Origin of the sequence: Nostoc flagelliforme FACHB-838 (assembly GCF_014698065.1) — a bacterium.
Classification (GTDB): Bacteria; Cyanobacteriota; Cyanobacteriia; order Cyanobacteriales; family Nostocaceae; genus Nostoc; species Nostoc flagelliforme_B.
On the sequence record NZ_JACJSI010000506.1, the window covers coordinates 1 to 3,675 of the forward strand.

The 3,675-nt window shown below is 38.5% G+C and carries 2 protein-coding genes and 1 pseudogene; all 3 read right to left on the minus strand.

All coding sequences use genetic code 11. From position 1 onward, the window contains the following. Positions 1-178 precede the first annotated feature (178 nt). The gene (locus tag H6G97_RS47515; RefSeq protein WP_199350147.1) at positions 179-1,981 is read right to left on the minus strand and encodes a response regulator; all 1,803 of its coding nucleotides are present in this window, start codon (positions 1,979-1,981) and stop codon (positions 179-181) included. Positions 1,982-2,333: 352 nt separating this feature from the next. After that, a complete protein-coding gene (locus tag H6G97_RS47525; protein WP_190947307.1) occupies positions 2,334-2,873 on the minus strand; it encodes a PEP-CTERM sorting domain-containing protein in 540 nt (179 codons plus the stop codon). A 393-nt stretch (positions 2,874-3,266) separates the two neighbouring features. After that, positions 3,267-3,395: pseudogene (locus H6G97_RS56410) on the minus strand (EAL domain-containing protein); the annotation flags it as partial. Between the last annotated feature and the right edge of the window lie 280 nt (positions 3,396-3,675).

Consider the following 3,675-nt stretch of genomic DNA (forward strand, 5'->3'; position numbering starts at 1 on the left):
TGAAATTAACTACGACTGGACATGACAATACAGGTTTAAATTTGAACTGTTCCGGTATACAATCTGTTTTCTGAGGGGTCATGCTTAAAACTGCTGGAATTCATGTGCAATAGGTATTTTGGCAGTTTTTGACTCCTCTTTTCTCCAGCTTCGTGAGAAATCCGGGTAAAGCAAGAATTTAAGCCGGAATTCTAATAATAAATTTAGTACCTTCACCTAAGACTGAGTGAAAACTCAATTTTCCGCCGTGAACTTCTTCAACTATTTGACGCGTGATCGCCAATCCTAACCCTGTACCTTTTCCCACAGCTTTTGTAGTAAATAAATGGTTAAAAATCTTTTGTTTTACCTCTTCATTTATCCCCTTCCCATTATCAGCAATGATAATTTGCACACAATTATTTTCTAAGGAAGTTGTAATTCTAATTTGGTATAAATTGGCGGGAATATCAGCAAAATTATGTCCAGTACTGGACTCTTCTAAGGCATCAATGGCATTAGCTAAAATATTCATAAAGACTTGATTCAATTGTCCAACGAAGCATTCTACTAGTGGTAATTGACCATACTCTTTGATAACTTGAATTTCTGGGCAGGTTTCTGATGCTTTGAGGCGATGCTTGAGAATCCAAATCGTGCTATCTATGCTATCATGAATATTACAAGCCACAGGACGATCGCTATCGGCACGAGAGAAGGTTCGTAAGGAAGTACTAACATCCCGAATTCGCTTCACCCCTTCTCGCATAGAACCCACTAACTTAGGTAAGTCTTCACGAATATAATCGAGTTCGATCGCCTCCATTTCTTGTTGAATTACTGGACTCGGAGGAGAATATTCTTGCTGATACAAATCAATTAAGCTAAATATATCCTTGATATAATCTAACGCGGGTTGAATATTGCCACTCAGGAAACCGATGGGGTTATTGATTTCATGTGCCACCCCTGCTACGAGGTTTCCCAACGCCGACATTTTTTCATTTTGCACCAGTTGCATTTGAGTGCGCTGAAGTTCTACGAGTGCTTGTTCTAAATTTTGTTTTTGTTGTTTGAGTTCTTGTTGTGCTTGCTGACGTTCTGTAATGTCTTCTGCCACGAATAAAACGCCGAAAATGGTACCGTTAGCATCGCGTAGCGGCAACTTACTCGTATCCATCCATATTTGCTCACCATCTGGCCGCCGAAGTTGTTCAACGATGTGAAGTTCTGCTTGACCAGACTCCATAACACGCTGGTCGGACATCCGAAACCAATAGGATTCTTCTTTGCTCCTGTGTAAGTCATAGTTGGTTTTACCGACAATTTCATCAGGTGAACTTAAGTTTAGTTCATCAGCAAAACTTTGATTACAGCCCAAAAAAACTGAGTTGATATCTTTCCACGCTACCCAGTGTGGAATAGTATCAAACACTAACTGCATCAATTGTTGAGTTTGCTTAAGGGTTTCAATAGATGCAAATAGTTCCTGGGTTCGTTCGGTGACTCGTTGCTCTAATCGCTCGGTGAGTTGTTGCAGTTCCGTATTTCTGGCTTCAAGAGACTGGCTCAACTGGTTAAGCTTTAAGTGTGATTGCACCCGCGCTAAAACTTCACCTTGTTGAAATGGCTTAGTAATGTAGTCAACGGCTCCTAGTTCAAAACCTGTAACTTTGTTCACCGATTCAGACAGAGCCGTAATGAAGATAATCGGAATATTTTGGGTTTTGGGATTGGCTTTGATGCGCTGACAAGTTTCAAAGCCATCTATCCCCGGCATCATCACATCCAGTAAAATTAAAGACACGGTAGTATGTTCTAATTGCTGTAATGCACTTTCGCCACTGGTTGCGATTGCTACTTCAAAACCAGCGTCCGCTAAGGTGTCTGAAAGTACTTTTAAGTTATTTAGTACATCATCGACAATGAGGATAATACCATTATCAAACAGGTTTGTAACAAGATTGTTATATATAATGGGATTTCTAGAGAATGCTGTCATAGCAAAAATGGTAATGAGATAACAAAGGGTTTATTAACTAGAATTAGTGAATTAACTTTTAACAGTAGGAAGATACTATTCAATCAATGTTCGGATTTTTTCAGTCTGGAAATTGTCTGCATACTGACGCACTTTTTGAATAAATTGCTGGTACTGCTCATCTGTTTTTTTTCAAAGCTGTTAGTAGTTGCTCGATCGCCATCAAACGTCCCTGTAATGCTAATGTCAGCAGCTTATAGATTATGGGCAGCAATTAAGGCAACAGCATCAGCAAAGAGATGATTTTAGTCTTTAAAAGTATTTTTGTAGTTTAATTGTAGTTTTTAGTAGTCATTTTTTGATTACTCCTGACTTAAGGAACTACTTCACTTTTTGCGAAAGTAATACGGATATTGCCATAGCTTTTGGCATCTCCAAGGGAGCTTCTATCCTCAAAAATTCCATTATTGGTACTACCCATACCTGTGAAATTGCTGTTGAAATATAATCCTAAGCCGTAATAATCACTATTAATTTGTGTAAATAAACCTTCGTTTATAAAACTAAGTATATTATCTTGAATGTAAGCAGTGTTGCCAGGTAAAGTCTTAGATAATCTTCGCAAAACAGTGTTGGCAGAGTCTAGCAAGCTCACAGTCCAATTTGTCAAAAATACTTGAGAAGTACTAGAAGTAAGTAGTGGCTCCACATTCACTGTATAAGTTCCACTAAAAGAACCACCATGCAACTCCATTGGTAATCCCAATGACCCAAGCTCAGATGTAAAAGCAAAATTTCCCGAAACACTAAATGTTTTTAAATTGACAGCTATTGTTGGGTCTGTCTTACTAACGCCAATCGCTGCGGTGGTATTTTCTAGCGATAACTTTTTTAAAGATATTGCACTCGACATAACTCTAATTTCTCCACATTCTGCCAGAGCAGGGGTCTTAGCCGTGCGCTCATTTGCACATCACAGATGATGCCAAACTCAAGGCATTGCTATAGCCAAATTTAAAAATGTCGAAGCCACTCTTTTATACTGTTGCTAACAGGCTAATTGCTTTTCTGTTTTATAAAAACTCTCTTTAGATATAAAATAACTCATTCTAATGACAGATGCAAATGAAAAGAAAAGCCTAGCGTATACCCTAAACACCGAGTCTAACAATTATAAAGAGCACTTTACTACTGCCACCACCAAACTAAGAAAGTCGCGTATTTGGTCAGACCCGAAGAAGCGCAAGCAAATAGAAAAACTAGTTGCACAACTAGTGCTTCGCCACACAAACTTTGCGTAGTTGCAACGTTCTGGATGCTGCCAACGCAATAGTGCTTCAAAACCTAAAATAAAGCCAGTAGTAAGCGAAACAATCGGTTGGTAAAAAACGCGAAATTCTTCGCGTTCAACTGCTCGACGCAAATCTATCTCTAATGATTCTTATCCTTTATATGCGTTTGTCCTGTTGCTCTGAGGTTTTGATTTCATCAACATTTGAGGCTTTATTTTCTAATAGAAACTAAAATTTATAGCCAAAGGCTGGAAACTAAAGCTCCATAACCCTTTGGGCTATTGCATTCTCCCAAAGTGACAAAACAGGGTTAAGCACTTGTCAGCTTCCAGTAAATCTGACCACTGTTTTTAATTGCTATGCTTGGCAACAGTATTGGGATAGATGAATTTTATACTTTTGTAAACTGAGGACATCATAACA

Excerpts from the sequence above, each read along its gene's own strand:
- H6G97_RS47515 (WP_199350147.1), bottom strand. The coding sequence starts at position 1,981 with ATGACAGCATTCTCTAGAAATCCCATTATATATAACAATCTTGTTACA.
- H6G97_RS47525 (WP_190947307.1), bottom strand. The coding sequence starts at position 2,873 with ATGTCGAGTGCAATATCTTTAAAAAAGTTATCGCTAGAAAATACCACC.